The 24,895-nt window shown below is 65.0% G+C and carries 27 protein-coding genes, 3 pseudogenes and 1 other annotated feature; of the genes and pseudogenes, 13 read left to right on the top strand and 17 right to left on the bottom strand.

From position 1 onward, the window contains the following. The first annotated feature begins 602 nt into the window (after positions 1–602). The gene (locus tag Q9R39_RS21815; RefSeq protein WP_211539873.1) at positions 603–1,079 is read left to right on the top strand and encodes a lipoprotein LpqH; all 477 of its coding nucleotides are present in this window, start codon (positions 603–605) and stop codon (positions 1,077–1,079) included. 117 nt (positions 1,080–1,196) lie between these two features. Further along, on the top strand, positions 1,197–1,862 hold the full coding sequence (locus tag Q9R39_RS21810; RefSeq protein ID WP_311278239.1) for a helicase associated domain-containing protein: 666 nt from the start codon (positions 1,197–1,199) through the stop codon (positions 1,860–1,862). A gap of 36 nt (positions 1,863–1,898) precedes the next feature. On the opposite strand, the gene Q9R39_RS21805 is transcribed toward Q9R39_RS21810, so the two are convergent. Then, a complete protein-coding gene (locus Q9R39_RS21805; RefSeq protein ID WP_311278238.1) occupies positions 1,899–3,152 on the bottom strand; it encodes an MGMT family protein in 1,254 nt (417 codons plus the stop codon). 308 nt (positions 3,153–3,460) lie between these two features. Between Q9R39_RS21805 and Q9R39_RS21800 the strand changes: the two genes are divergently transcribed. Together Q9R39_RS21800 and Q9R39_RS21795 are read left to right on the top strand one after the other, a co-directional pair. Next, positions 3,461–4,276 carry a GIY-YIG nuclease family protein gene (locus Q9R39_RS21800; RefSeq protein WP_311278237.1) on the top strand — a complete coding sequence of 272 codons (816 nt, stop codon included), beginning with the start codon at positions 3,461–3,463 and terminating at the stop codon, positions 4,274–4,276. Between the two features lie 382 nt (positions 4,277–4,658). Then, on the top strand, positions 4,659–5,552 hold the full coding sequence (locus Q9R39_RS21795) for a HEAT repeat domain-containing protein (RefSeq protein WP_211539870.1): 894 nt from the start codon (positions 4,659–4,661) through the stop codon (positions 5,550–5,552). A 180-nt stretch (positions 5,553–5,732) separates the two neighbouring features. Here the strand turns inward: Q9R39_RS21795 and Q9R39_RS21790 are convergent, their stop codons facing one another. Then, on the bottom strand, positions 5,733–6,050 hold the full coding sequence (locus Q9R39_RS21790; protein WP_311278236.1) for a hypothetical protein: 318 nt from the start codon (positions 6,048–6,050) through the stop codon (positions 5,733–5,735). A 325-nt stretch (positions 6,051–6,375) separates the two neighbouring features. Next, complete coding sequence (locus Q9R39_RS21785) at positions 6,376–6,738, bottom strand: Rv2640c family ArsR-like transcriptional regulator (protein WP_005179521.1); 363 nt, start codon at positions 6,736–6,738, stop codon at positions 6,376–6,378. A gap of 97 nt (positions 6,739–6,835) precedes the next feature. On the opposite strand from Q9R39_RS21785, the gene Q9R39_RS21780 reads away from it, so the two are divergent. Next, positions 6,836–7,321, top strand: coding sequence for an ArsI/CadI family heavy metal resistance metalloenzyme (locus tag Q9R39_RS21780; RefSeq protein WP_005179519.1), 486 nt, complete (start codon positions 6,836–6,838; stop codon positions 7,319–7,321). Positions 7,322–7,343: 22 nt separating this feature from the next. Here Q9R39_RS21780 and Q9R39_RS21775 read toward each other — a convergent pair whose 3' ends face one another. Genes Q9R39_RS21775 through Q9R39_RS21755 form a run of 5 tightly spaced genes read right to left on the bottom strand, consistent with a single transcriptional unit; the run spans position 7,344 to position 10,356 of the window. Next, a complete protein-coding gene (locus Q9R39_RS21775) occupies positions 7,344–7,754 on the bottom strand; it encodes a low molecular weight phosphatase family protein (protein WP_005179518.1) in 411 nt (136 codons plus the stop codon). Next, positions 7,751–8,176, bottom strand: coding sequence for an arsenate reductase ArsC (locus Q9R39_RS21770; protein ID WP_012834432.1), 426 nt, complete (start codon positions 8,174–8,176; stop codon positions 7,751–7,753). The genes Q9R39_RS21775 and Q9R39_RS21770 overlap by 4 nt, the downstream gene beginning before the upstream one ends. 41 nt (positions 8,177–8,217) lie before the next feature. Then, positions 8,218–8,901, bottom strand: coding sequence for an arsenate reductase ArsC (locus Q9R39_RS21765; RefSeq protein ID WP_005179509.1), 684 nt, complete (start codon positions 8,899–8,901; stop codon positions 8,218–8,220). After that, positions 8,894–9,997, bottom strand: a complete 1,104-nt coding sequence (gene arsB, locus Q9R39_RS21760; RefSeq protein ID WP_005179505.1) for an ACR3 family arsenite efflux transporter — start codon at positions 9,995–9,997, stop codon at positions 8,894–8,896. The genes Q9R39_RS21765 and arsB overlap by 8 nt, the downstream gene beginning before the upstream one ends. Continuing rightward, complete coding sequence (locus Q9R39_RS21755; RefSeq protein WP_007240805.1) at positions 9,994–10,356, bottom strand: helix-turn-helix transcriptional regulator; 363 nt, start codon at positions 10,354–10,356, stop codon at positions 9,994–9,996. Before Q9R39_RS21755 ends, arsB begins: the two co-directional genes overlap by 4 nt. Positions 10,357–10,554: 198 nt before the next feature. Between Q9R39_RS21755 and Q9R39_RS21750 the strand changes: the two are divergent. Continuing rightward, positions 10,555–11,124 (top strand): annotated as a pseudogene (locus tag Q9R39_RS21750) (IS481 family transposase); the annotation flags it as partial. Between the two features lie 29 nt (positions 11,125–11,153). Here the strand turns inward: Q9R39_RS21750 and Q9R39_RS21745 are convergent. Then, positions 11,154–12,437, bottom strand: a pseudogene (locus Q9R39_RS21745) (IS3 family transposase). Continuing rightward, positions 12,031–12,159: a sequence feature (AL1L pseudoknot), on the bottom strand. Its footprint overlaps the pseudogene before it by 129 nt. Before the next feature lie 56 nt (positions 12,438–12,493). Between Q9R39_RS21745 and Q9R39_RS21740 the strand changes: the two are divergent. From Q9R39_RS21740 to Q9R39_RS21730, 3 genes are all read left to right on the top strand, one after another. After that, positions 12,494–13,162, top strand: a complete 669-nt coding sequence (locus Q9R39_RS21740) for an integrase core domain-containing protein (RefSeq protein ID WP_396275727.1) — start codon at positions 12,494–12,496, stop codon at positions 13,160–13,162. A gap of 68 nt (positions 13,163–13,230) precedes the next feature. After that, positions 13,231–13,557, top strand: a complete 327-nt coding sequence (locus tag Q9R39_RS21735; RefSeq protein WP_211539866.1) for a hypothetical protein — start codon at positions 13,231–13,233, stop codon at positions 13,555–13,557. Further along, positions 13,554–13,766, top strand: coding sequence for a hypothetical protein (locus Q9R39_RS21730; protein ID WP_211539865.1), 213 nt, complete (start codon positions 13,554–13,556; stop codon positions 13,764–13,766). The genes Q9R39_RS21735 and Q9R39_RS21730 overlap by 4 nt, the downstream gene beginning before the upstream one ends. Positions 13,767–13,858: 92 nt before the next feature. Here Q9R39_RS21730 and ligD read toward each other — a convergent pair whose 3' ends face one another. Next, entirely contained in the window at positions 13,859–14,812 is a 954-nt protein-coding gene (gene ligD / locus Q9R39_RS21725; RefSeq protein WP_211539863.1) for a non-homologous end-joining DNA ligase, read from the bottom strand. A 49-nt stretch (positions 14,813–14,861) separates the two neighbouring features. Between ligD and Q9R39_RS21720 the strand changes: the two genes are divergently transcribed. After that, entirely contained in the window at positions 14,862–15,011 is a 150-nt protein-coding gene (locus Q9R39_RS21720; protein WP_311278235.1) for a hypothetical protein, read from the top strand. Between the two features lie 365 nt (positions 15,012–15,376). Here the strand turns inward: Q9R39_RS21720 and Q9R39_RS21715 are convergent, their stop codons facing one another. From Q9R39_RS21715 to Q9R39_RS21690, 6 genes are all read right to left on the bottom strand, one after another. Next, positions 15,377–15,583: a hypothetical protein gene (locus Q9R39_RS21715; protein ID WP_044508856.1), complete on the bottom strand. Its 207-nt coding sequence runs from the start codon at positions 15,581–15,583 to the stop codon at positions 15,377–15,379. Between the two features lie 127 nt (positions 15,584–15,710). Further along, the gene (locus Q9R39_RS21710; protein ID WP_396275728.1) at positions 15,711–16,793 is read right to left on the bottom strand and encodes a DUF1524 domain-containing protein; all 1,083 of its coding nucleotides are present in this window, start codon (positions 16,791–16,793) and stop codon (positions 15,711–15,713) included. Between the two features lie 207 nt (positions 16,794–17,000). Continuing rightward, positions 17,001–17,702 carry a helicase associated domain-containing protein gene (locus Q9R39_RS21705; protein ID WP_311278233.1) on the bottom strand — a complete coding sequence of 234 codons (702 nt, stop codon included), beginning with the start codon at positions 17,700–17,702 and terminating at the stop codon, positions 17,001–17,003. Positions 17,703–17,706: 4 nt separating this feature from the next. Next, positions 17,707–18,465 (bottom strand): helicase associated domain-containing protein, encoded by a 759-nt coding sequence (locus tag Q9R39_RS21700; RefSeq protein WP_311278232.1) that lies wholly within the window; start codon positions 18,463–18,465, stop codon positions 17,707–17,709. Next, entirely contained in the window at positions 18,450–19,202 is a 753-nt protein-coding gene (locus tag Q9R39_RS21695) for an RES domain-containing protein (protein ID WP_311278231.1), read from the bottom strand. The genes Q9R39_RS21700 and Q9R39_RS21695 overlap by 16 nt, the downstream gene beginning before the upstream one ends. Continuing rightward, positions 19,199–19,591 carry a hypothetical protein gene (locus tag Q9R39_RS21690; RefSeq protein WP_040526729.1) on the bottom strand — a complete coding sequence of 131 codons (393 nt, stop codon included), beginning with the start codon at positions 19,589–19,591 and terminating at the stop codon, positions 19,199–19,201. The genes Q9R39_RS21695 and Q9R39_RS21690 overlap by 4 nt, the downstream gene beginning before the upstream one ends. A 150-nt stretch (positions 19,592–19,741) precedes the next feature. Here Q9R39_RS21690 and Q9R39_RS21685 point away from each other — a divergent pair, with 150 nt between their 5' ends. Then, entirely contained in the window at positions 19,742–20,407 is a 666-nt protein-coding gene (locus tag Q9R39_RS21685; protein WP_311278230.1) for a helicase associated domain-containing protein, read from the top strand. Positions 20,408–20,423: 16 nt separating this feature from the next. After that, a pseudogene (locus tag Q9R39_RS21680) lies at positions 20,424–20,564 on the top strand (IS3 family transposase); the annotation flags it as partial. A 77-nt stretch (positions 20,565–20,641) separates the two neighbouring features. Here the strand turns inward: Q9R39_RS21680 and Q9R39_RS21675 are convergent. Then, positions 20,642–24,007, bottom strand: coding sequence for a type ISP restriction/modification enzyme (locus Q9R39_RS21675; protein WP_269555546.1), 3,366 nt, complete (start codon positions 24,005–24,007; stop codon positions 20,642–20,644). A gap of 196 nt (positions 24,008–24,203) precedes the next feature. On the opposite strand from Q9R39_RS21675, the gene Q9R39_RS21670 reads away from it, so the two are divergent. Next, on the top strand, positions 24,204–24,872 hold the full coding sequence (locus Q9R39_RS21670; RefSeq protein ID WP_311278229.1) for a type IV toxin-antitoxin system AbiEi family antitoxin domain-containing protein: 669 nt from the start codon (positions 24,204–24,206) through the stop codon (positions 24,870–24,872). The last annotated feature ends 23 nt before the right edge of the window (positions 24,873–24,895 follow it).

The following is a 24,895-nucleotide window of genomic DNA, read 5'->3' as shown; positions in this document are numbered from 1 at the left end:
TCACACAGCTGTACATGGAGTCGATGCACCGATGGCCCGATCGAGGACTTCTGGGTCCTATTTGCCGTCGCGGCAACCGTCTTCGCGATATGGAAGGCGTCGTGACGGACCAGTACCGCGATCTGGTCCGCGACCGTCGGAGCTACCGTCTCGCCAAGACGAGACGGTCCTCGCCGGCGTCCGATCACCTCGCACACCAGCTGCATGACAGCAACCGAGAAACGGTGGGCCTCCCTCGCGGCTGACGATGCCGCCAGTGACGCGTTGCCCCTGTGCGCAAGCGGGTCTCGCACTCGGACGGTGCCGCTCGGGGCCGCCGCGCGCACGGACGTGGGCGCAGACGCCGACCGCCCTCGGGTGCTCGGCGGCAGGGATCTCCCTGTCGGCGCCGCGCGAATCAATGGCTGCACGGTGATGAGTTGCAGCAAGGGCCCCGCCCGGTTCCCAGCCGGTGTGTGTTCCGTCGTCGGCGACCCCGGCGGTATGTGACCGATCGGCGCCGCGGCGATCCGGTGCCTTCCCTTCGCGGTCTCGACCGGTACAGTCCCGCAGCAAGCAAGCAGATCGTGAGCCTCACGACCAGCCCAGGGGGAGACAGAGTTATGGCTAGCCGTCAGCGTTTCGTGGTGCCACTGCTGGTGGCATCGTGGGTCGGCCTCGTAGTAGCCGGATGTTCGGAATCCGATGCCTCCGAAGCCGCGGATACGCGGCCGGAGTTGTCCAAGATCGACATCCCCTACGCCGAACTCAGCGTCACCGTCAATGGCCAACCACTCCCGGGCATCGACCCGGCTGAGTTCATGTGCTACCGACAGAGCGATTCCATCAACATCACCGGACAGGACCCCACCGACGGGCAACCCGGGCTCGCTGCCGATCTCCAACCAGGCAATCCACCGAAACTCGTGAGGGTGTCGTTCGGACTCAATGGAGTCCTGTACACCGCCAAGCAGGGCAAAGGCTCAGTCGAAGACGTCGACGAAGACGGTTCCCGAATCACGGTTCGCGGGACCGCGGAAAGCTGGGATCTCGCCGTACCCATCACCAAGCAATTCGAGTTCTCGGCAACCTGCAACTGACATCGAACAGGTTGTGGATCGCCCTGATGTCGGCGGTGATCAACTTCGGGCGCCGCCAGCTGTTTGCCGGTGGGTCATGGGGTCGGTTCTTCGCGTCGGCGGGCACACTAGATCGCCGTGACCAGCCGATTCGATGAGGGTATCGCTCACCTGCATCGGTATCGGGCCGTGCACGGGACCAGCAGCCCGCGCCAGCAAGACGTCATCGACGGATTCCCGATAGGCCGGTGGGTCAACACACGCCGCACCCATTACCGCCGCGGCGTCTTGTCCGCGGAGCGGATCGCGCGACTCGAGTCCGAGTTCCCCGACTGGCAGTGGAAGGCGAACGCCCGGACGTCCTTCGCTGCCGGCCTGGCCCATCTACGCCGCTACAACGCCGTCCACGGCACCAGCAACGCCCGCCGTCACGACATCATCGACGAATTCCCCATCGGCACCTGGGTCGCCAGCCGCCGCGCCAAGTACCGGGCCGGACAGATGCCCGCCGAACACGTCCAACAGATCGAAGCCGAGTTCCCCGACTGGCAGTGGACTCTCCGGACACGACCACCGTTCCAGGTCGGCCTGGGCCACCTGCACCGCTATGTCGCCGCACACGGCACAAGCTCGCCACCCCGCCACGCGACGATCGACGGCTTCCGGATCGGCGCCTGGGCCGCCAAACGTCGCACCGAGTATCGACGACGTCGCCTCCCGGCCGACCGGATCACGCGGCTCGAAACCGAATTCCCCGACTGGCAGTGGAACATTCGCCGATCTGGTACTCGATCTGCCGACTAGCGGTGCGGACGGCGCGGTAGGCGCGAGGACGCGGCACTACACCTCGGTCTCGCCAATTGTGTGTGCGATTCTGTCGGCTTTGAGGTAGCGGTCAGGGTCTGCACGACCGTTGGTGAAGGCGATACCCTCCATCTCAAGTGCTTGCTGCTGAGAATCGGTTCGGAGCGGATCAATGCTCCAACGGAACCGCGGCGATGGCGTTCCGCCGACACCGAGTACGCGGTGAGCGTTCGGACACTCCTCACACTGAGTGACGTGATTGCCCAACGGTTGAGGGGCTGTACCGACCAGTTCGGCGAGATCGCCATATGTCGTCCACATGCCGGAAGGAATCGCAGCCAGAGCTACGTGCAACTTGTCCCACTTGAACGGAGCAGGACTACTGCCAACGTGTTGCGTGAGGTCTCGGCCATCGCCGGTGACCCACCACCGCGGACCGCGTACGGTTCGGTCAAGCCCGGCAGCCTCCCGCAGTATCTGGGTCACGATCGCGGTAGGACGATAGCGCTTCTGGTCGTACTCCCATTTCAACGGTGCGGCGGGGCTGTTGAACCAGACGGCTCGGCCGCGTCGAGCGTCTTCGTCTATCCAGGTGTCGATCCGCGCACGAGCGTCAGTGTCCACTTCGTTAGTGGTTCTCAGATGCAAGGCGGTGCCATCAGGCAGCAGACCGCTCTGGGCCAAACGAACAACCGTCGATTGTTCCCTTGCGCTTTTCTGCTGTCGTTGCGTCAACGATCTCGCCTCAGCCTGAATGGGTGAGATGGTGAAATCTTCCACGTCTGGAACGGGGTAGAGCTGCGAGACAGTCATCACCAGCCCGTGAGCCATGCGGTAGGCCTGCACCTGCTGCAGCGTGACGTTGAGACCCATCTCGTTGAGCCACACGGCACTCGCGGTTGTCGTGGCGTCGAAATCCCCCGCCACAAGGACGATGCGGGGTCGTCTGAGGGTGTCCAGATCGAGCGCGCCGGCGTGTTCGATGAGTAGATCGCGCGCGTCTTCCTCGGAGACGTCGCCGCCCCGGCTGTTGAGGTAGCGCTGGTGGTGCGCTGCGAGGTCGGTGGGCGTGAATCGCGATACCATGGCCGCATACTTGATGGCTTGCAGCTGGACAGTGTCCGGTGCTCGATCACGTTTTAGCTCAGCAAGGACGAGTTGCCCTTCGGTGTCGATGCCCAGGACATCGAGTCGGTCAGCGTGGCGTTGACCGGCTCCGGATTGCCACCGATCGAACTCCATCGTGACCACCTTGACTCCGGAGCCCAGAATTTCCGGATGAGCGATCACCCACTCCTGCAGATCCCTACGTTCTCGAAGCCCTACCTCCCGCCAGTGACACAGGTTCGGCTGGCACGGCCTGGTTTCCGTCGATGCTGAAAACTCGCTCGTCGCCCATGCCATCGACGCTACGACGGGTCGAGTAACGAACGGCAGGATTCTGCCGAAGATGCCAACGTTGGATGTGGAGTTGGGTCTGGTGCTTCCACGGGTCATAACCGCGCGACATCGTTCACCCAAGCTTCCGGGAGACGGCAAGCGAATCGAACACCCACCCACCGGGCGGCATAGCTTATCGAGCAGAAAGGTGGTCGCCGATGACCACGCTCGCGTTCGGTTCGATACTGGAGAGCGCCGGTATCGAACCCGGCCAAGCCCATGTGCTCCGTCACGCATACGTCCAGGAGCGCGACGACAGCGGACTGCCCGGACTCGAGGCCACCTCCAGCGACGCCGACATTCTGAAGTACACCAGCCATCAGTCCGCCCGATCACGCACGTTCCCAACGAATCCGCCCCGCTTCTGGGTGGTGTTCATACGCGAGGGCGGCGACAGAGCCCGCCTATGGTCGGTGTTAGAAAACCGCGGTGTCGTCTCGGACGATGGGGCAGTCCGAATATTCGACCTCGTTGCGACCGAGCACCTCTCAGATCTGAGGAACCGGCTCGTCATCGGTTGGAGATCGCCGCGTACCTGGAGGATCAACGCCTCAACGGCATCTGGCTATCCCGTGTTGGAGATCGCGGACGCGGAGCCTGTGCCATTCCCTGGTTTCGACCGACTGATCCTGTCCTACACCGAACTGCAAGGCGTGATGCGAGAGCACCGATACGCAGCATGGCGTACCGCGCTTGCTGCCGTCAGAGGCGTCTACCTGATCACAGACACCCGAGACGGACGGCACTACGTCGGCAAGGCCGACGGAGGCGAGAGCATCCGCCAACGCTGGAACGTCTACGCGACGAACGGTCACGGCGGGAACGTTGAACTCCGCAGTCTCGACCCAGCGACCTTCCAGTTCTCACTGCTGCGGGTGTTCGACCCCGCGACTCCCACCCGAGAGATCAACGCAGCGGAGAACCACTTCAAGGACGCGCTCGACTCCCGCAGACACGGTCTCAACCGCAATTAGCAGGTGGCGTCGTTCGGTGACGGAGTCATTCCAAGGCGCGTTGCCAGCACCCTTCGCGCCGAGTCTCATGCATCTCGTCTGGAGACGACTTGGACCGACGTGAATCCGGTCGGCGCGGCGACCGTTCATAGAATCAAGAGCGGATCGCGCCGTCCCAGTCCAGGAACTCGGTCTCCAGGGTCCAGACACGCTCGGCCCGCAGCCGCCCTCGGTGATGTTGCGCGGCGGGTTTCGACCTAGTACCGGTCGAAACTCGTCGATGGCGTCGCGCCGGCGGGCGTTGCTGGTGCCATGGGTAGCAACACAGCGACGCAAGTGCGCCAACCCGGCCTTGAACGCGGCGTCGAGCGCCACGTCCTGAGGCGCCAGTCCGACAATCCAGTTGCTAACAGACGCTCCGAGGCGCGCGGACCCACCGAAGTCGATCCGGACAAATTCTCTCTGGCCGATCGGTCGGTCTGGCGGAACATCCCAGCAGCCCAGATGCATCAGACCCTCCGAACAGCCAGCCGATCCGCGGCGGCTCCGGACGGTAAGGACTCGCGATGCCAGGCTGCGTTCCAGCGCTACCCACGCAGGTAAAAGTCGACCGCCGATCGACAGGACCGATGTGACAGCGTCGTCGAGGCGAGAGCGCGTCTACCAGCGCCTCGCCGCCGACCTTGCCCACGCCGCTTCTCCGCCGCACTCGCACGGACACCTCGGCGTAGCCGACATGCGGCGGACGTCCTATCCCACGAGCGTTCTCGTGGATTGGTTGGGCCATATCGAGGAACGGTCCGGGTTCACCGACAGCGGCGAGGTCGATCAACTCCGGATCGATCTCTGCCGGTCGCTGGCCAGCACCGGCACCCGCGATTGCGGCGCCGCCGAGGCCCTCATCGACCAGTTCTACCTTCAGCCACCAGTGAGCGCTGAAGCCTTGACCGAAGCGGCGCAAGCGCTGCGAGAGTTGGCATCCCGCGACCATCACGACGAACTATCGAGACTCGCAGCAGACCGCACACTGGGCACCTGTCGATCGGGGATCCTCGAGTGCCTGACCGAGCATGGCCAGCAAGAGGATGTGAATCTCATTGCCGACCAGATCGGGGACCCCAGCGTGCGGGCGACAGCGATAGCCTGCCTCCGACGGTTCCGACCGACCCCAGTCCATCTCATCGAGACGGTCGAGGCTTACCTCCACGACCCCGACAGCGCTGTCCGCGAGCAAGCATCCCGGACCGTGGCAGTCCTCTACGCCGCGGTGTTCGCGGCGAACAGCGGCGCAATCTGAGTCCCCGGGCACCGTCGCGAGGCCCCTGGCGAACGGCCCGGCAGGCCGGATCGCCACGCCCTTTCAGCAGGTCGCGTGACGATCCGACGATCCAGTGCGGGGTCGAAGATCTGCGGCGGCGATCCCACCGCTGCATCACGGCGAAGAGCGGCGGGCCGCGAGGTGCGCAGACGTCACGGGTCAGTCCTGGTCGAAATAGGTCTCCATCGCCTCGATCATCCGATCCTCGTAGGCCTCCTGGTCGATGAGACGCGCCTCGAAACCCTCTCCGGTGTAGCGGCCCTGGGCGGCCTGCTCCCCGAGGGAGATGATGCGTGCGGTGCGCTCGTCGTCGTCGAGGAGGGATTCGAGCTTCTCGCGCAGACGTTTGAGAGCGTCCTCTTCGGAATCCGCTGTCACAGACCAGTTTTCTCCGCCATACCGGCCCGTCCAGACACCGTTGTCGTCCTCGGTGAGGATGGCACGTTGGGTCACGTGCAACCGTGGTCGCGCATCCACCGATTCACCTCCCAGCGGTGGGAACGGCGGGGGTGCGTACGGTTCCGGACTTCCCTTCCGGTCACACCCCCGCCTACCCGTACAAACTACACGACCATCGAACATCCATTCGACCCGTGGAGTTAAACTGTGAGCATGTTCTGTCATCTCGCAGGACATCGGTGTCACTTCCGCATCAAGACACTGGTGACAGTGTGAGGGGTCTTGGTGGTGACACTTCTTCATTTGGTTTCCGCCACGCACCGCTATGTGCCTTGCGTTGCGTGGCGCGGTTGCCGATGAGGGGGGCTGACGCAGGTGCTCAACTGACCGCGCCTGCGACGGTTCAGCAGCACCCCGTGATGGCGCTGAGAACGCTGCGCAGCGCTTCCAACGACTCTGGCCGGGCACGGTAGTAGACGTTCATCCCTCGTCGGTCAGGTGCGACCATGCCGGCCTTGCGGAGCTGCCCCAGGTGGTGGCTCGTGGTGGCCTCGGTGAGGCTGACCGCGGTCGCGAGGTCGCAGGTGCAGATCCCCTCACCGGTGTCAGTGAGCAGAATCGAGACGAGTTTGATCCGGACCGGATCGGCCAGCGCCTTGAGCCGCAGAGCGATTTCTAGGGCGGTGTCGTCATCGAGAGGGGCCGCCGACACGGGCGCACAGCAGATCGGGGCACTGATGTCGACCATCGGCAGGGCCTTCGGCATGACCCGACCATACCCTGGTACTTGACATATGTCGAAAAGGTGGCACCCTGCAGGTGTCAGTAGTTCGATATATGTCTCACAGGTGAAGGTGATGGTCATGTCCCGTATGCAGCTCGCGCTCAATGTCGATGATCTCGATACCGCGATCGAGTTCTACTCCAAGCTGTTCAACACCACCCCGGCCAAGCGCAAGCCGGGATACGCCAACTTCGCGATCGTCGAGCCGCCACTGAAGCTGGTGCTGCTGGAGAATCCCGGCCAGGGCGGCACGATCAACCATCTCGGCGTCGAGGTCGAGTCGAGCGAGAAGGTGCACGCCGAGATCGCCCGGTTGTCCGGGGAGGGTCTGTTCACCCAGGAGGAGATCAACTCCACCTGTTGTTTCGCGACGCAGGACAAGGTGTGGGTGACCGGGCCGGCGAAGGAGAAGTGGGAGGTCTACACCGTGCTGGCTGACTCCGAGACGTTCGGGACCAGCCCGAAACTGTTGGAACAGAACGCCACCGAGGACGCCGAGCAGGGTTCGGTGTGCTGCGGCGGCAACGCCGCAGACCAGGCCGAGGCGCGCACAGCCTGCTGCTGACAGCCTCGGTTCGCGTTCTCGCCTACCGCGCGATGCGGTCGGCGAGGGCGCGGATCCGGTTGGTGATGTCGTCGCGGATCAGCCGCATTCGTTCGATACCGTCGATGCCCCGTCCGGAGGGTTCGTCGGTGTCCCACACTTCGAGGGCGACGCCGTCGGGTGGGGTGACCTCGGCGGTGCCGACCACCACGACCAGGTCCACGGCTTGCATCAGTTCATCGGTGAGTTGCCGCGGCTGATGTCCGACGACGTCGGCGCCGACTTCGGCGAGTACCTGGGCGGACAGTTCGTTGACCTGGCCGCCGATTTTCGCGTTGGTGCCGGCTGAGGATGGGGTGATCCGGTCGGTGACTGTCGGTGTGAGGTGTTCGGCCATCACCGATTTGCCGCGGTTGGACACGCACACGAACAACACCTGCGGTGGTGTGCTCATTGGCCGACCTGCTGGTCGGCGGGTACCAGTTCGTCGAGGAGGTTCGCGACGAGTCCGCGGATCTGATCGCGGATGGGGCGGACCGCGTCGATGCCTTGGCCGGCTGGGTCGTCGAGAGCCCAGTCCCGGTAGCTGACGCCGGGGAACACCGGGCACGCATCGCCACAGCCCATGGTGATCACGACGTCGGAGGATTCGACGGTGTCGGGGGTGAGGATCTTCGGTGACTGTGCGGAGATGTCGATACCGACTTCAGCCATCGCCTCGACCGCGGCCGGGTTGATGGAGTCGGCGGGAGCAGATCCGGCGGAGCGGACCTCGACGCTGCCCTGGCTCAAGGCGGTGAGGAAACCGGCGGCCATCTGCGAGCGGCCAGCGTTGTGGACACACACAAATAGCACCCTAGGTCGAGATGTAGACATGAGACACAAGCCCTTTCAGCTGTGAAGGAACATCAGATACGTCACACACGTTCGGTGGTGAGTTCGGTGAGAAGACCACGAACTCGGGCGTCAAGATCGTCGCGGATCGCGCGAACCTCGTCGAGGGGACGGCCCTGGGGGTCCGCGACCGTCCAGTCCAGATAGCGTTTGCCGGGATAGATCGGACACGCGTCGCCGCAACCCATGGCTACGACCACGTCGGCGGCGGCGACTACATCGTCGGTGAGCGGTTTGGGGTACTGCGTGCCCATGTCGACGCCGATCTCGGTCATTGCTTCGACGACGGTCGGGTTGATCGAGTGCGCGGGGGCTGACCCGGCGGAGCGCACGTGTACCCGCCCGGCGGCGTGGTGGGTCAACAATCCGGCGGCCATCTGTGAGCGGCCGGCGTTCTGGACGCAGACGAACAGAACTTCGGGCACATCCTTGGGCACCGATCCATCGGACTGGGCCAGGGCGCGTAACCGATCAGCCGCGAACCTGCCCGCCAAGGTCGTCAGGTGCGCATGCACCCGGGAGGTGCGCCGTAAGGCGGTGTAGGACTCGAACACACAGCGTTCCACCGTCTGGCGAGACACCACCCCCTCATACTTGGCGGCCAGGTCAGCGGCGGTACGGGCGAGCACGGCATGGGGCATCAACAGTTCGGGCTGCGCGCGGTGTTCACTGCGACTTAGCTGCTCGTCCAACAGATCCTCAGGCATCGCGAGCCGGCTCCTTCGACACATCCGGGCTGGAGGCAGTGGTTGGGGTGGTGAAGCGTTTCCGCAGTGCCAGGGACACGTACACGAGGGCGACGAGGACGGGGACCTCGATGAGTGGTCCGATGACTCCGGCCAGGGCCTGGCCGGATGTTGCACCGTAGGTGGCGATCGCGACGGCGATGGCGAGCTCGAAGTTGTTGCCCGCGGCGGTGAACGCCAGCGTGGTGGTTCGCGCATACCCCAGCCCCATCGCGGCCCCGAGCACGAACCCACCGCCCCACATCACCGCGAAGTAGATCAGCAGCGGCAGAGCGATCCGCACGACGTCCCACGGCTGCGACGTGATCTGCTCACCTTGCAACGCGAACAGGATGACGATGGTGAACAGCAACCCGTAAAGGGCCCACGGCCCGAGACGCGGCAGGAACGAGGACTCGTACCAGTCGCGGCCTTTGGTTCGCTCGCCGATGCGGCGGGTGAGGAAGCCTGCGACCAGGGGTATACCGAGGAAGATCAGCACCGACTTCGCGATCTGCCACGGCGAGGTGTCGATGGTGGTCTGCTCCAGGCCCAGCCATCCGGGCAACACCGAGAGGTAGAACCAACCCAGCACGGCGAACATGACCACCTGGAACACCGAGTTCAGTGCGACGAGAACAGCAGCGGCTTCGCGGTCGCCGCACGCCAGGTCGTTCCAGATGATGACCATCGCGATGCATCGGGCCAGGCCGACGATGATCAGTCCGGTCCGGTACTCCGGCAGATCCGGGAGCAGGAGCCAGGCCAGCGCGAACATCAACGCCGGTCCGATGATCCAGTTCAACGCCAACGACCCGAGTAGCAGGCGACGATCACCGGTGACCGAGTCGAGTCGGTCGTAGCGCACCTTGGCCAGCACCGGATACATCATGATCAGCAATCCGAGGGCGATCGGCAGCGAGATGCCGTCGAGCTCGACCGCCGCCAAAGTGTCACCCAGGCCGGGGACGACTCGACCGAGCAGCAGTCCGGCGACCATCGCGGCGCCGATCCACACCGGCAGAAACCGGTCCAGCGTCGACAACTTGCCCGCGACCGCGGTGTCGGTGGCGGTCACTGGTCGGCCTCACACGACCGCGTTTCCCCCACGACCGTGGCGAGATCGCCCAGCAGGCCCGACAGTTGTTGCAGCGCTTCGGTGTTCACCCGGTAGTACACCCAGGTCGCGCGGCGCTCGCTGGTCACCAGACCCGCCTGGCGCAGCACCTTCAGATGGTGCGAGATCGTCGGCTGCGACAGCTCGAACGGCCCGGAGATGTCGCACACGCACGCCTCGCCGCCCGGATGCGCAGCGACCTCCGACAGCAACCGCAGTCGAACCGGATCAGCGAGTGCCTTCAACAGTGGGGTGACAGCCCCGGTCTCGTCGCTACTGAGGCCGCGGCCGGGTGGCAGCAGGAGATTCTTATTCGACACGCGTCAATATTGACACACGTCGATGCAGGCGACAAGGTGGCCGACCTGGAAGCAGGCTTGCGCTTTCGCGTTGGTGTCCACGACAAGCAACCGGTTGGGCTCCGATCGAACCGCCATCCTCGGGTCAGCTCACGTGCCGCATTCAACGCTCAGACGGTGGCTGTTAATGAACCTATCGACCCTGTCGTCCGGCTAGCTATCTCGCAGTGGCCTGATGATGCACCCCGCGGAGCGGTCTCAACATTCTGCGTCGAACACGGAATTTCTCGAAAGTCGTTCTACGAGCTGCGTAAACGCGCCAAAGTCGAGGGGCCCGCGGCAGCCCTCGAACCGCGGACCCGCCGCCCAAAGTCGAGCCCGTCAGCGCTCAGTGACGAGGTCAAGTCACAAGCGGTGGCGGTGCGCGCCGCCTTGGAAAGGTCGGGTCTGGACCACGGACCGATCAGCGTGCACGACAAGATGCGGTCGATGGGCATGGCACAGGTCCCCTCGACAGCATCGCTGGCCCGCATCTTCCGCGATGCCGGAGTAGCCCGGCGTGAACCGAAAAAGAAGCCCCGCTCGGCGTGGCGGCGGTTCGTCTATCCCGCACCGAATGCGTGCTGGCAACTCGACGGCACCGAATACGTTCTGACCGGCGGACGTACGTGCGTCATCCTGCAACTGATCGACGATCACTCTCGCTACGCCGTGGGCTCCCACGTGGCCGCCGGTGAGACCTCCGACGCCGCGATCGCGGTGTTCGACAAGGCGGTGACCGCTCACGGTGAATCGCCCCGGGTTTGCTGGGGGCTCGTTTACTTGGTTCCAGCGACTGCCGGGACCGGGTTCTCACGGTAGCTGGTGACGGTGTGGGTCGACCAGTAGGCGCTCTCGTACTCGACGGGTGGGACGTGTCCGATCTCGCCGTGCAGGCGGCGGTGGTTGAACCATTCGACGTACTCAGCGACGGCGATCTCGACCTCGCCCACACCTGCCCAGCCGCCTCGCGGGCGCATCACGGGGTTACGGATGCATTCGGCTTTGAACAGCGAGTTGAACGCCTCAGCCATCGCGTTGTCGTATGAATCCCCTTTGGAGCCAACAGATGTCACCGCTTCGGCTTCGGCCAGTCGTTCGGTGTAGCGGATGGCTCGGTATTGCACTCCGCGGTCGGAGTGGTGGATCAGCCCGGCCACGTCGTGGCCGGCACGCGACCGTGCCCACAATCCCATGTTCAGGGCGTCGAGGGCGAGGTCGGTGTGCATGGTGGTCGAGACCTGCCAGCCGACGACCATCCGCGAGAACACGTCCAGGACGAACGCCGCGTACACCCAGCCCGAGTGGGTGCGGATGTAGGTCAGGTCCGCCACCCACAACGCGTTCGGTGCCGCCGCGGTGAACTGACGGTTGACCCGGTCAGCCGGCCGGGGTGTTTCAGCTCCCTCGCTGCGCGTGGTCTTGCGTGTCTTGAGTCTCGCTATCCCTTGCAGCCCATCGGCTTTCATCAATCGCTCGACGGTGCAGCGGGCAACGCCTATGGCCCTGTCTGCGCAATTGGGCATGCACCTTGCGGGCACCGTAGACGCCGAGGTTGTCGGCATGCACCGCGCGGACCTGGGTAAGGAGCTCCCGGTCACGCACCACACGAGGCGCCTCGGTCTTCTGGGGGCTCAGGTGGGCTCGTACCGTGGACGGAGCGATCTGGGCGGACGTATCGCGCAATGCCGCACAGATCGGATCGACTCCGTGTTCATCGCGGTGAGCCGCGACGAACTCCACGATCAGCGCTGTGGGCGGTCGATCTCCGCCGCAAAGAAAGCCGAAGCCTGCTTCAAGATCGTGTTCGCTCGCCGCAGTTCACGGTTCTCCCGCTCCAACGCCGCGATGCGGTCAGCGTCCTCACTCGTGGTGCCCGGGCGGACCCCGCCGTCGATCTCGGCCTGCTTGACCCAGGTGCGAAGCGCCTCCGGGTGCACACCGAGTTGATCGCCGATCCGTTTGAGCGCCCCTGGTCGCGTGGCTGGGTCCTTGCGGGCCTCCACCGCCATCCGCGTCGCCCGCTCCTTCAGCTCAACGCTGTACTTCCGTGGTGCTGCCATGCTCTCCATCCTTCACAGATTCGAGAGCCTCCGACAAACCCGGGGCGTTTCACGGCGTGCCCCAGCGACTCCTCACCGACAACGGGCCCGCTTTCAACCCCTCACGCCGCGGCCGCATCGGTCAACTCGTCGAACACGCCCACGCGCTCGGAGTCGAAACAATCACCGGCAAGCCCTACAAGCCCACCACGCAGGGCAAGAACGAACGCTTCCACCAGACACTGTTCCGCTACCTGGACAAACAGCCACTTGCCGACACCCTGGCCGAGTTGCAGGCCCAGGTCGACGCGTTCGACCACATCTACAACACCGAGCGGCCTCACCAAGGACTGCCCGGGCGGGTCACACCGTTGACCGCCTGGCAGGCAACACCGAAAGCCGACGCGCCACACCCCAAATTCGGTCGGCCGTTGCTCGATCCGCCGACACCACGCCCTCGGCCCGCACAGCGGCAACCCACCGACCTACCCGACGGCGTCCTGGCCAGAACTGTCAGCACCTCCGGCACCATCAGCGTGGACGCAGTCACCTACATGGTCGATGTGGACCACGCCTTCGACCAGGTCCTCGTTGTCACCGACGACAACACAATCGTCATCGCCAACACCGAAGGCGAAGTCCTCGTCGAACACCCCCGACCCGCCCCAGGAATCACCTACGTCGGAAATCGACAACCCCGCGGCCCACGCCCCACCAAGAAGACCGCACCGTCACCGAAGTCCTGACACACCAAGTGTCACCAATGTCCAGATGCAGAAACGTCACCGATGTCCCGATACATCACACTGTGAGCATGTTCGATCGCTGGCCCGACACCCGAACACTACGCGTGGTCGACCCGCCCAGGCCCGTGCTGATCGACATGGCGATCGCTGACCCGTCCTGCGGACGGTCATATGCCGCCGGCGGGGGAGTGTCACTGCGGGTGCGTGCCTCCGGTGCCCGTATCGAACCGACCATGCCCGCGCTCCTCATGGCGTGGTTGCAGGTCTCGAATGGTCTGTGGCGCGGCATTTGTCAGATGCCGGTCGAAAGCGCCAATCACGTCTCGTCGGCCGTCATCACGATGTGGGTGCCGCCCGAGGCGCTGCAACCGCGAGAGGACGCCGCCGAGCGATGACCGAGAACAACGATGCCGGGGCCGGGCCCACGAATCGCGTCGCACCCACACGCGGTCGCGTCGCGATCGGGGAGCTGACGTTGATCGTGCGGCAGCCCGGTAAGCCGGCCGGTGTTCGGGTCTACACCGACGACGAAGCCACCGAGGCCCAGGCGTACGCCGACGAGGTCGGCGGACAGGTCGAACGACTCGGAGAAGCCACCAGCTGACTCCGCTGGCGCTGCGCTGCCGCCCTCCCGGCGGGTCGGTTGCCACAGGGCCATCGTGGTGCGTGCAGGTTGGTGAGTCGACGCCCGAGTAGTCAGGGCTTGGTGTCGTGTTCGGGCCAGATCACCTCGTCCGGGGTCTTGTCGGTGCGCAAGCCTTTCCACGAGGGATGCCGCAGCCGGCGGGTGAGTTCGCGGTACTCGATGGTGCCGATCAACACCGGTCGCACCCACCGCACGTTTCTGATCCTGGTGGGGAAGTGCTCGGTGGTGAACGGATGCTCGGGGCGCGCTATCGCCGCGAGTTGTTCGGCGATCTCGCGGCGGTGCCGCTGGGTGAACCCGGTACCGACCTCGCCGAGATAGACCAACTCACCCGAGGGCCGGTAGCCGCCGACCAGCAGCGACCGCACCATGGCCGGCCGGCCGGTCCACCCGCACACGATCACTTCGGCGCTGAGCCGCAACGGGACCTTGACCCATGCCGGGGATCGCTGCCCCCGCACGTATCTCGACGTTGCTCGCTTGGCGACCACGCCCTCCAGGCCGAACGTCGTCGCGAGCTCGAGCATCGGTTCTGCGGAGCTGTCAGGCCAGTACGGAGTGACCTGCACCGCGCCGATATTGGTGAGCGAGGTGTCGAGCAGTTCGCGGCGCTCGAGGTAGGGCAGCGGTGCGACGTCGGAGCCGTCGAGCTCCAGGACGTCGAACAGATAGAACGCCGCCGGAACATCGGTAAGCAGCCGCCGGCCCGGCCGCGGCGTGTGCATGCGTCGTTGCAGAAGCGAGAACGACGGCCGCCCGGCAGCGTCAAGCGCCACGATCTCACCGTCGACCACGACGTCGCGGCCACCACTGGCGTTCACCAGAGCGGCCGTGATCTCGGGGTAGGTCGAGGTGATCGGGCTGAGGTTGCGGCTCAACAGCAACACCTCACCGCTGGCGACTCGGGCGACACAGCGCTGACCATCGAACTTCATCTCCCACGACCAGCCCGAACCCGACGGGGGAGGACCCGCAGTTGCGAGCATCGGCGCCATGGAAGCCATACGCTCCACTGTCCTCGCTCACCGCCCGGTCGGCGTCTATCCTCACGCCGTGATCGAACGCGTACGCATCACCGCAGAGACCACCGCGATCAACTACGCCGCCCGATTCGGCTACCCCGGCCGCACCCTCGCCAACTATCTCGACCAGCTCGGCGGATGGGACGGCCACATCGACGACCCGTTCGGTGCACGGCCGTGAATCTCCCTGCGCGCCTTCGACGGAGCCGACCCCGGCCTGTTCCTCAAACTCATGTTCGCCGTCCCACAGACTCCCGGCGACGACTTCCCACCCGTCTACAGCGACGAAGTGATCCTCGCCGAGTACGACCTCCCCGAAGGCACCGTCATCCCACGGTGAACACACGCGGTGCCGGTGACGACTGAAGCCGCCGACCCGAGTGGGTCGACGGCTTCAGTGCGTTGAGGGACGGTGCCGGTCAGTGCGCCTCTCGGCGAGTGGCCGCACGCAGCGACGGAAAGGGGTGAGGCCCGGGGCAATGAGCCCGCCACCGTCGCACCAGTCAACGGCGGCCCCACCCGTGGTATTCCGCGCAGCTGGCCGATCTATTCGGCGAGCTTGGCAACCGCCTGAGCCCAGAGAAAGAACTTGTTGGTGCCCAGGTCACGCACGGTCTTGATGTTGAACGCCGCCTGGAGCTTTTCCGCGTCGCCGTCGCTGACGCCTTGCAGCGCCGCGACCGGCGCATCGGCCAGCTCGGCCAGCGACTTGTCTTCGTATGCCTTGTCGAACTTGTCCGCAATTCCAGCCATGACCACTCCTTGAGAGTTCTCGACGACAGGGTTCGCAACACCCGGGAAGGTGCCGCGACCGCAGCCTAGACCGCCGTCACGACGATCCGAAAAGACCGTCGTGACGGCGTGTGGGATGGCGGGGTGACTATTCGCAGGCGACGCCATCGCCGTCTCGGTCGAGCTTGCTGCTGTAACCGGGCTGGCCGGCGTAGATCGGGGCCGCGCCCGCGGCACGGACTGCCGAGCAGTTGGCGTAGTAGACCGACGACGGCGCCTCAACCGCAGGTGGCGGGGTGTAGGTCGTCGTCGGCGGCGTGTAGGCCGGTTCCGGGAGCGGTGTCGCCGTCGAGGTCCGGGTGTTGGGGACCTGGCGGGTCGTCGGTGCCGGAACCGCGGCGCCGCAGCTACCGAGGACGCGGGTGATGGCGTCCTTCTCGGCCTGGGTCACCCACAGCTGGTAGGCAGCTTTGACCTCGACCTGACGGGCGACGTAGGTGCAGCGGTAGGAACGGTTCGGCGGCAGCCAGGTCGCGGCATCACCGTCGCCCTTCTGCTGGTTGGTGGGGCCGTCGGTGGCTTGCAGGTTGCGCGGATCGTTGGCGAAGTCCGCTCGCTGAGCCGCGGAGAGCTGCTGGGCGCCCTTCTGCCATGCATCCGACAGCGCGACGACGTGGTCGATCTGCACCGCCGACGAGGTTTGCTGGCCACGCACGAATGGGATGGTGGTGCCGGTGTAGGGGTCGGCGAGGGTTCCGGACTGCACTGCGCAGCCGTTCGAGCCGGGCTTGAGCACGATGTTGGTGAGGTCGCGGCGCAGGATGTCGTTGCGGGTGTCGCAGCCGTTGTGGCCGCTGTCGACGTTCACATCGTCGGTCCAGGCTTGTCCGAACAGAGCTCGGTCATACCCGGTCTTGGGTGCGCGACCCTTCACCTCGAGGGTGTCCAGTGTCGCCAGCGCTTTGTTCGCGGCCGGCGCCGCCGACACCGTGACGACCGGCGTCGCGGTGGGCAGCGACACCTCCGACGCCGCGGCCGTGGACGTCGTCGTCGCAGGCAGGGTCGAGGTGTCAGCGACACGCTCGGTGGTCGTGTCGGTCGTCCCGCACGCCCCCAGCGCCAGGGCCAGCACAGCCGCGCAGCTGCCGATCAGAACCTGGGATCGAGTCTTGCGAGGTGACGGGGTGGCCGGCGACTCTGGAGAGGAGACGGCAGGGGGGAGCGGGGGCATAGCCATTGAGCGGGAGAGCCTTTCACACAAGCGGCGACCGGCACGCACTGGCCGATCCAATGTCAACTACCTATAGCAACCCACTCGGACATCGTTACGAAACCGGACAATCCCGTCCCATGTTTGCTTGGGTGCCTCCGGCCGTACTCGAACTGACACTGGACGGGTTTTGAACCCGTTGCCTCAACCCGACGGTCTGGTGTCGGATCAGGAGCGGCCTCGGATGGTCCACTGCCAGTCGGGGAACTTGGTTTCGATGCGGCGGACCCGGTCGGTCGACAGTCGGCCTCGACGGTAGTCGGCGCGACGGTTCGCCGCCCACTGGCCGATCGCGAAGCCGTCGATGACGTCGCGCTGGCGGGGGTTGCTGGTGCCGTGCACTACTCGATACCGGTGCAGGTGCGCGAGGCCGGTCTCGAACGCGGCGGCCGATGCCGCGTCCTGGGGGTTCCACTGCCAGTCCGGGAATTCGTTGTCGAGCAGCGCGATTCGGTCAGGGGGTAGTCGGCCTGTGCGGTAGTCGGCGCGACGGTTCGCTGCCCATTGGCCGATCGGGAAGTCGTCGATGACGTCGTGCTGGCGGGGGTTGCTGGTGCCGTGGGTGGCGGCGTAGCGGCGCAGGTGTGCGATCCCGATCGCGAAGGCGGCATCGAGCACGTTCCACCGCCAGTCGGGGAATTCGGTTTCGATGCGGCGGATCCGCTCGGGCGACAACCGGCCCAGCCGGTAGTCGGTGCGTCGGCTGTCGACCCAGGCGCCGATCCGAAAGTCGCCGATCGTTGCGTGGCGGGGCGGCGAGCTCGAACCTTGCGCGGCGACGTAGCGGTGCAGGTGTGCGATCCCGGCGTCGAACCGCCGATCGTCCGCACGTCGGCGGCCAGCGGTCGGGGAGTCGTGCTTGCTGGGCACGGTGTCACCGCCTGCTTTTCGTGGCGGCGGGTCGTACCGTCCACCGCCAGTCCGGGAACTCGGTTTCGATGCGGCGGATCCGCTCCGCGGACAATCGGCCTTTGCGGTAGTCGGCGCGGCGCGTGGCGACCCAGATACCGATAGGGAACCCGTCGATCACATCCCGCTGAGGGACCTGGCTGGTCCCGTGGGCGGCAACGTAGCGGCGGAGGTGGGACAGGCCGGTCTCGAACGCGGCCGCGAAGGCTTCGTCCTGAGGCAGCCACTGCCAGTCCGGGAACTCGGACTCCAGACGCGCGATGCGCTCGGCCGACAGTCGGCCTCTGCGGTAGTCGGCGCGACGAGACGCGACCCAGGTACCGATCTCGAAACCGTCGACCACATCGCCTTCTCCGGCGTTGCTCGTGCCGTGGACGGCGGCGAAACGGCGCAGATGGGTCACGCCGACGTCGAACATCGCTTCGCGCACATTCCACACCCAGCCGGGGAACTCGGTTTCGAGGCAGCGGATCCGCTCGGCCGACAGATGGCCCCGCCGGTACTCGGCACGGCGGTTGACGACCCACTGACCGATCGCGAACCCGTCGATCGTCGCGCCGCGCGGCGGCGAGTTCGAACCATGCATGGCGGCGTAGCGGTGCAGGTGGGCGATCCCGGAGTCGAAGAGACGGTCGTAGGCATTACCACGGCTGGTCGAGCCAGCCTCCTGCTCGTTCGACGATGCGGGACAGCCTGTTTCAGGTCGGTCTATGCGGGCGTCCACTCGAGTCCGAGGAGGGTCAGGGCGCGGGCCAGTTGTGGATCCGCGGCGTCGATGGGGCAGTGGTCGACCACGTCGATGTGGGGGCTGATGTCGGGGTCGGCGGCGCGTTCGTAGAGCGCCCACATGCGCAGCTGGTCGCCGTGGCGGGAGTCGAACTCGATCCCGTCGACCGCTGCCTGTCCGTGGTCGGTGAGGGCGTAGAGCCAGCGGGAGATGGCCTGGGTGAGACCGCGGGGTCGCCCGTCCCGTAACGCGGCGGTGTCGAGGTCATCGAGCCCGTAGCGGATCGCGAGCGGACGAAACACTTTTCGCAGGGTGGCGAGGCTGTCCGGAGCAGCGGGCACCGCAAACCGTCCGGTCAGGGTGGCGTGGCCGAGCATCCTTGCCTCACACCACGATCGCGGCACGTGCCCGGGCGGCAGCGTGGGATGGTCCTGCTCGTCTTCGTCGTCGACGACGATGTCGTCGAGCTCGGCGATCAGTTGCGGGCTGGGTCGGGCGAAGGCGAGGACTTCGAGGTAACAGGCCAGGGGAGTGTCGGCGCAGTACAGGGTGCGCCACACCCCGTCAGGGTCGTCCCACCGGCCGGCGAAGCGGCCGTCGGTGGCGTACTCCCACGGCGTCCACTCCCACGGACTGGGTGCGTACCCGACCCGATAGATGGGCGTGGCGGCCCGGATGCTGGTGGTGATCGGGCCGTGCAGGGTGCCGATCGTCGACGTGCGGGGTTGGTTCATCCCACCGCGGCGAACTGGCGGGCAGCGTTGAGTACCTGGGGGCCGACGTCGGCGAGCTCGCCGTCGCGCAGCAGCAACGCCGGCGCCCGGTCGTCGAGGACCGGGTTGAGGCCCTGGAACCAGGCTTGGGCGACGGCGGGGGTGTCGCGTTCGGTGATCAGGCGGGCGGCGCGGTAGGCGATCCGGAGCCGTTCGACGTCCTCGGGGTTGGCGATGGTGCGGGTGCCCTCAGCCCACTGCCGCACCGCTCGGGTCTCGCTCACCCGACCCAGGTAGGCCACGAGTTTCGCGCCGAGCAGATCGCGCAACGCAGCCACGAGTTCGGGCTGCGACATACGGGCCGCTTCGGCATAGGCGGCCAAATCCGGCCGCGGATGCGCTGCTGTCATGGTAATCACCTCTCGATCCCAGTATAGATCCCACGCCGTGTGACAGCTAGACACCAGCGCGATTGCCCGCCGCGAACCCCTCGATGGTCGAGGTTGAAAACGCCGGGTGGGTGATCGACCGCCCGGCGGCAACAGGCACACTAGGTGACCGTGACCAGCCGATACGATGAGGGTATCGCCCAGCTACATCGGTATCGGGCCGTGCACGGCACCAGCAGCCCACGCCAGCGGGACGTCATCGACGGATTCCCGATAGGCCGGTGGGTCAACACACGACGCACCGACTATCGCCGCGGCGTCTTGCCCGCGGAGCGGATCGCGCAACTCGAGTCCGAGTTCCCCGACTGGCGATGGAAGACCAACGCCCGGACGTCCTTCGCCGATGGCGTGGCCCATCTGCGCCGCTACGTCGCCCGCCACGGCACCAGCAATGCCCGCCGGCACGACGTCATCGACGGATTCCCGATCGGTACCTGGGTCGCCACCCGTCGCGCCGAATACCGGTCCGGACAAATGCCACCTGACCACGTCCACCAGATCGAAGCCGAGTTCCCCGACTGGCAGTGGACCCTGCGGGCCCGACCACCGTTCCACGTCGGCCTGGACCACCTGCACCGCTACGCCGCCGCACACGGCACCAGCTCGCCACCTCGCGACGCCACGATCGACGGCTTTCCGATCGGCCAGTGGGCGGCGAAGCGTCGCAGCGAGTACCGGAGAAGTATTCTCTCGCGGTCACGGATCAGCCAGCTTGAAACCGAGTTCCCCGACTGGCAGTGGGGAATTCGGCGAACTGGTACACGATCCACCGGTTAAATCCGAATCCGCCCCCACCAGAGACGAGCTCCGGGCCGCCATCGTGCACTGGATCGAACGGACCTACCACCGCCGCAGACGACAGGACCGCCTCGGCAGATTGACCCCCATTGAATTCGAGACCATCATCAACCACGAGGCCCCTCAGGCCGCGTGACTAACCCTGTCACCTATCCGTGCACCAGGCCCATTGCATGGAGCGTTCGTGCTTCGGGTTCGGCAGCTACCCGTTCTCTAACTGAAGGCAAACCCCAACTGACCTTCGTCGCTCTCATCCACCTCAGGCCGCGCATTCGCGTAGTCAGGCTTACGCTGCGGGTCCCTATCGGCGGCGGGCCAGACAGTGCCGGCTCTGGCGAGCATGTCTCGAGAAGCCAACGACCCAGCCATGATCTCGTCCAGCAGTTTCGATTGCGCGTCTTCGAGTGCAATCAAGCGGGTCAGCACCGATAGCAGGTCCAACAGTTCGCCGGTCCACTCGGGGAGCCACGAAGTCACGTGCAATTTATCGAGCGGGCTGGTCTTCTTCCCACCAGGCTCTGCCTTGCGATATCCGAACCATGATCTGAGAACGTTCTTGCCTCCGACGGTGTACTCCCATACTTCGGGCGTCACCGGCCCAAAAGATCCTCGCCCAAGTCGCAGCTCGCGCGTCTCCCTGTCATACGTCATCTCTGTAGGCATCTCGGCTATCGCCGAAAGATTCGTCACTCGACGAGCGTCGTCAGCGGGTAACCGAACATCATCGGCAGGTCTCCTGCTCGACTGATCTACGAACACCGCGCCGTAGGTATGGAGCCACACTACTTCTCTACCGAAACTCATTGCCTGCTGAAACAGATCTGACCTTGTCGTCACGGGGATTCGGATGCCGGGAGTGGTCAGCTCGTCCGCAAAACGGTCGGTGAAACCGGAATGAGCGACCACTCCTGCTACGTATGCAACTACATCCTCAGCCGTGACTGGGCGTCCCGCTAACGTGGACAACGCGCCCAAGAGGCCGGCGGCTACATTTGGTCGACCACCGGGATGCAGTAGCGGCACGGTTCGTCCACCTTCGCTGCCCTTAAAGTGGTCCATATCAGGGATGAGTGCCGAGAACACGACACCTGGGCCGTCACTGATCGGTTTTGAATGCTGCTCGACGACGAAGAGTTGGCCAGGGCGACGAGCAGACCAGAGATCAGGCGAAGGTCGGTGCATCAGCCGGCGGTCGGCTATGAGCCACTGGCGGTCGAATGAGCGATACCCGACTCGCACAAGCTTTGCTGCTTGGGCGTGGGTGAGGCTGGCTTCGGAGAGCGGTTTAGTGGTGGCTTGCTCGGTATCCGGTCCTGCCAGTGGTTTGGTGACCGTCTCGAGGCTTGATGACGACGTTTCTTTAAAGAGCTCCTTTTTATAGGTCAGGTCACTCTCGGCGATGAGTCGCTCGAGCCGTTTAATCAGAATATCTCTCGCCGGGGCATATACCCATGTGCGATTTGGTTTCACACCTGGCGCGGTCCAAGGAAACAGATCATTGAGCGCAGGAAAGTCGTCCCAGTCGGTGTCTGCGGCAGGGGTAAACGGTGCTTGCCACGCCGTGCGTGCCTGTCGCCACTTGTTGCCGTCCAGGTTCAGCGCAGCCAACGCTGCGTACTTCTCGATTCGGCGGCCGTGAATCGCTGTGTAGTGGATGATTGCCGGCACATCTGAGTCGCAGTCTGGGCGACGGGTGAAGATCGCGATGGCGAGTGGTTGCTGTACTCCGGGGAAGATCCGTGTGGCGACGTCTGGTCGCATTCCCTCTGGGGAAACGTCGATGATCCAGCCCTCGCTGGTGGTGCGGCGCAGGTATTCGCGCATGCCCTTAAATCCGGCACCGCGGAGGTAACCCGAGGTGGTGATATAGCAGACGACACCGACATCGCCATCGGGAACGTTTGCGTTCGCGTCGAACACCTTCCATGTCGCCCAACGCCAGAAATAGATGTACAGGTTTTTGAGTACGTACTCGGTACGACCGTTTCCCTCGGCCCGGAAATCGTCCAGCGGGCAATAGCCGCTTCCCCTGGCCGTCTTTTCGCTGTCGCTACCGTTTTCAATCCAGCCTCCCCGGCCCTGAGCTCGTTCGTCGTACGGAGGGTTGCCGATCACCACGGTGACCTTCGTCTTTGCCTTAATTTGAGCCGCGCGCGAACGAGAGCGGCTGATTAGTTCGAGGCCGGACCCGAGCTGTGTCTGTTCAGCATGGGGATCGTCGAGAGTGTCGGTGACGTATAGCCCTAGACCTCTCGGTGGCAGGCTGGCGCCGAGGTCAGTCAGCAGATCGGTGGCTCGAAGCTCGGCAACGGCAAAAGGTCCGGTTTGAAGCTCGAAACCTACGAGGCGCTCGGCGAGTTGACTTACCGCGCCGGATACCGCCCCTCTTCCGTCACGCTCAGCGACTCGCTCTGCCACATGCTCAATAACCGTGTGAAGGAAAGTTCCCGTTCCCATTGCCGGATCAGCCACGACCACGTTTGGATCTGCGAAACCTGCACTTCGACCAAGACGGGTTTCAAGGACCTCTTCGGTGAGGCGCACCATCTGCTCCACCACCTCGCGAGGGGTGTAGTACGAGCCGGACTGTTGTCGGAGCAGGGGGTCGTATACATCTAGGAACGTCTCATACAGGTGTAGATACGTGTCGCGACGACCGCCACGGATCTTCGGCCACTGCACCGCTTCGGTTACTCGAACCAGCAGGTCGATGGTGACCCTGAAGTCATCTGCGACGTAGTCGGTTAGTAGTTGAAGCGCTCGAGCCATGAGTGAGTGCTGTCCGGCAAGCTTTGTTCCTACCGCATGTAGTCCGCCAGCCCCGGCAAGGCTGATGTCCTCTGTGCGGGCTAGGAGTAGAGCAAACGTGACGGTTTGTGCGTAGCCGTCGGCGAAAGTCGCATCACTCGCAGTCGGAAACAGCAACTGCCGCCAGTCTCGGGCGAGTCCGTGGAAGGGCTGGTCCTCGGCGCGTCCACCCGCCCTGATACTGCGTTTCTCCATTGCGAGCTGATCAATCACTTCACCGCGCAGAAGGCGAGTAAGTGGTGCGATGGCTCGAACAAGCGCGATGACGCTGGTGATTGGAGCCGGTTCCCACCGCAGGAAGTCGGTTATTCGCTGCTCGAACTCCGAAGGCGCGACAAGTTTACTGCCAGCTACTCGAAGGCTTCCACCGGCAAGATGAATCGGATCCCCAACGAGTTCGCTGTCTCTGTAAAGTCGCCACTCCGTTCCATTGGTATAGATAAGGTTTGGGAGATCCTTCTGTCTGGTCCACTGTTTAAGGTCGTGTCCACGCATCGAGTCGGGGTCCAAGTTGGCGCCCGGCTTCTTGACCTCCAGGTATCCAGTGATTGCCCCGCCAACGCTTATCGCGTAGTCCGGGCGAACCCCACGGTCATTGTCCCGGACCTCATCGTGTGGCACGACATCGAGCTCTAGTTGTGCCCCAACAGCGGCAAGTAGCTGCTCAATCGGCGCCCGAATCGCGGCTTCAGCTTCTCCAGGCCCCGCCAACTTCGCCTTGCAGCGCTCGCCAAACTCAGAGACGGCAGAGCCTAGCCAAGACGACGACACAGGCAGTGACCTTTCAGCTGGCGGAGATCTTCACCGCAATTGTCCGCTATGACGACGAACGATGATTGCCTGACGCGCCGTCTACGTACGGTGGATTTGGCGCCTTCGGTGGTGCGCGCCCTGCGCGGGACTTATTGAGTCCAGGGGCGGAGTTCTCGTGCAGATCACCCACCACACCGATTGCTATTATTGCTGCATGATCGACGCTGGCGGGTGGGGCGCGATCCGCGACCTGGCGGATCGCCAGTTCGGCCTGTTCACTACCGCCCAAGCCCGCCACCTCGGCGTCGCTCCCTACGTACTCGCCCGGCTCGCCGATCGTGAGGCCATCGTCCGGGTCCATCACGGCGTCTACGAGCTCCCCGAATCCTCGGCCTGGACGACCCTCGGTGACTGGGCGGCACAGTGGTTGGCGCTGCACCCGGCCGCCGACATCGAGGAACGCCGCGCCCACCCCGACAGCGTCGTGAGTCACGCCGCCGCCGCCCAAGTGCTGCGGCTGGGCACGATCACCGCATCGGGGCTCGAGCTGAGCAGCCCCCACCGGATCAGCGTTCGCGATCCCTCGGTGCGCACCTGGCGCCGGCCGATCGGTGACCGCGGCCGCGACTGGGACCTCGTCGACGGACTGCCGGTGACCACACCCGCCCGTACTGTGGCTGACCTGCTGGTCACCCACGGCGACGGCGGGCACATCGGGACCGCGCTGCACACCTGCCTGAGCGAGTCACTGGTCGACGCCGACGAACTGATCGCAGTGTGTGACCGGGCCGCGCCGCGCTGGAACTACGCCTCGGGCGCCGAGCTGTTCACCTCGCTGCTCGATCAGGCCCAGATGCCGGCCGGGCCGGTGCTGGTCGGCTGATGCCCTATGCGCCGAAGAGGCCT

The sequence above is a fragment of the Gordonia sp. AC31 genome (assembly GCF_031844505.1).
In the GTDB taxonomy this organism is placed as follows: domain Bacteria; phylum Actinomycetota; class Actinomycetes; order Mycobacteriales; family Mycobacteriaceae; genus Gordonia; species Gordonia hongkongensis.
The sequence above is the reverse complement of the archived record's forward strand: the minus strand, read 5'-3'. Positions and strand labels throughout refer to the sequence as shown.